3 protein-coding genes are annotated in these 2562 nt (G+C 69.6%); 2 read left to right on the top strand and 1 reads right to left on the bottom strand.

Annotated features, from left to right (window positions below; genetic code table 11):
* Positions 1-99: 99 nt before the first annotated feature.
* Positions 100-396, bottom strand: coding sequence for a DUF4287 domain-containing protein (locus tag DSY14_RS27675; protein WP_211719544.1), 297 nt, complete (start codon positions 394-396; stop codon positions 100-102).
* 687 nt (positions 397-1083) lie between these two features.
* Between DSY14_RS27675 and DSY14_RS29515 the strand changes: the two genes are divergently transcribed.
* The gene (locus tag DSY14_RS29515) at positions 1084-1455 is read left to right on the top strand and encodes a hypothetical protein (RefSeq protein ID WP_307851357.1); all 372 of its coding nucleotides are present in this window, start codon (positions 1084-1086) and stop codon (positions 1453-1455) included.
* A gap of 324 nt (positions 1456-1779) precedes the next feature.
* On the top strand, positions 1780-2562 hold a 783-nt coding region (locus DSY14_RS27665; RefSeq protein ID WP_211719543.1), incomplete at its 3' end, for a CE1758 family FMN-dependent luciferase-like monooxygenase.

Genomic DNA, 2562 nt, shown 5'->3' with positions numbered 1-2562 from the left:
CTTCCTCGAACCGCCCACGCCGCTCGGACACGACACGGAAGCGCCGGCCACGAGCCGGAGCGAAGGCGGACACGCCCCTCCGGTTCGTGGGGCGCGACCTCAGGTCCGGTGCGGGTCGGTCGCCTTGCCGTCGAGCCAGAGCTCGGTGGAGGCGTCCCGATGAGTACCGGAGGTGCCCACGTGCTTGGAGTCGATCGTCGGACCCTTCTTGATCACGTGGACCAAGGCCATGGCGTGGCCACGGCCCAGGCCGTAGTCCTCCGCGAGCCACGCCACGATGGTGCCCGCCTTGACGCCGGGCTCGTCATAGCCGCGCTCCTTGGCGCGATCGACGAGTACACGCGGAACGAGACCGGTCTTGTCCTCGATGGCATCGAGGTAGGCCTGGAACGACATGGACGTCCTCCTGGGTCGGTGCGAGAGCCCATCGTGACACTCGCCGCGGACATTCCGGCGGAACCGGAGGGCCGCCCACGCCCGTGGTGTCGCACGCGCGTGCGTCGAGGGTCCACGCCCGCCCTCACGGATGCCCCGGCGAACCCGGCCCCGTGGTCGTGCCCTCGCGCACACCGGCACTGATGCCAGGCGGCCCGCCGATGCCCCGTGCGACGGTTCCCGACCTGCTCACGCTCCCCCGCGCCCACCCACGAACACGCGCCTTCGATGCGGCGCCCCGGAGGGTCGACTCCGCCCCGAGGGCAGGCCTGGGAATGGTGACCGGCACCGCGCCCCGCCCGACCGGTGTGCGGGACGGGGCGCCGCACCCGGAGCTTCCCGACAGCAACACGGAGCCCGACGTGATCAAAGATCGGCAGCAACGCGCGGCCCCGCGCCGCGTCAAGAGCGGGAACGGACGGGCGCAGAAGCCCTTCCGCGGATGGCAGCAACGCTCTCGGGCGCTCCTCCACCTCCCCATGACCGACGACGACGGACGTCGGGTGGTCTACTCCGTCGACGTCCCGTACCGGCAACGGGTCATGACCGAGGACGGCAAGGGCGGGGCCCATCTCTACCTCGACGGCCGGCATCACGCCGTCTCCGGGGGGCTCCCTGCGCTCTTCCCCGTGCCGGGGAACGATCGAGGTGGCGCCCACGTCCTTCGGCCTCAAACGTTGCCACCTCATCAACGCCGAGGGCGGGGAGCGTCGGCTGGTCCCCGACGCGCGCTCGGCGGAGGGACGCCGCGCACGACCGGACCACGAGCGTCCGACGCCGGGCCGCGGTATCCGCGTCGTGTCGCTGCTCCCGCTCATCGTCGCGCTCCTCTTCGGGCTTCCGCAGAGCGTCGAGGTGGTCTCCCAGGTGCCACCGATCGCCGAACGCTTCGGCACCTTCACCTCGCCGGTCGAACCGCCATGGTGGCTCAACGCCTTCCTCGCTCTCGGCGCCTCGACGTCCAGCGTGGAGCGCGCGACACGTCTGCGGTGGAACGCGCTGCTGGACGGGGGCGGCTAGAGCGGAGTCCCCGGCGGTCGGGAAAGGAGCGGATCCCACGTCCACAGCGGGGACGATGCGTCGGGCCGTGTGTTCGGCCGTGCGTCGCCGACCGGCGAGCGAGCCCCGTGGCAGAGCGACACCCTCCCGACCCCGACGGCGTCTCCCCCCCCCACGCCCGGGAGGACGAGGGGCCTCGGGCATCGGACGCAAATTTAGTTGACTAATCAACCTCCTGGATCGCATAATGTGGTTGACTCATCAACCGAACGGCAACGGTGTCGCGCGCACAGCGAACGCATCCGACATCGCGCTCGACACAGCGATCACAAGGAGACGGGTGCGATGCAATTCGGGATCTTCACCGTCGGGGACCTGACACAGGACCCCACGACCGGCCGGACACCGACCGAGCGTCCGACCGAGCGTGAGCGGGTCAAGGCGATGATCACCCTCGCGCTCAAGGCCGAGGAGGTGGGGCTGGACGTGTTCGCGACCGGCGAGCACCACAACCCCCCGTTCGTGGCCTCCTCGCCCACGACCATGCTCGGCTACATCGCGGCGCGCACCGACAAACTCATCCTGTCCACCTCCACCACGCTGATCACCACCAACGACCCGGTCAAGATCGCCGAGGACTACGCGATGCTCCAACACCTGGCCGATGGCCGGGTGGACCTGATGATGGGACGCGGCAACACCGGACCCGTCTACCCCTGGTTCGGACAGGACATCCGCCAGGGCATCCCCCTGGCACTGGAGAACTACAACCTCCTGCACCGGTTGTGGCGCGAGGACGTCGTGGACTGGGAAGGCAAGTTCCGCACCCCCCTGCAGGGCTTCACCTCCACCCCACGCCCCCTCGACGGCGTCCCACCCTTCGTCTGGCACGGCTCCATCCGCACCCCCGAGATCGCCGAACAGGCCGCCTACTACGGCGACGGCTTCTTCCACAACAACATCTTCTGGCCCGCCACCCACACCCGCAAACTCATCTCCCTCTACCGCCGCCGCTTCGAGCACTACGGCCACGGCCAAGCCGACCAGGCCATCGTCGGCCTGGGCGGCCAGGTGTTCATGCGCAAGAACTCCCAGGACGCCATCAACGAATTCCGCCCCTACTTCGAC

The sequence above is a fragment of the Nocardiopsis sp. MG754419 genome, from assembly GCF_018207095.1.
In the GTDB taxonomy this organism is placed as follows: domain Bacteria; phylum Actinomycetota; class Actinomycetes; order Streptosporangiales; family Streptosporangiaceae; genus Nocardiopsis.
Note: the sequence above shows the minus strand (reverse complement) of the source record. Positions and strands in the feature narration are given on the sequence as shown.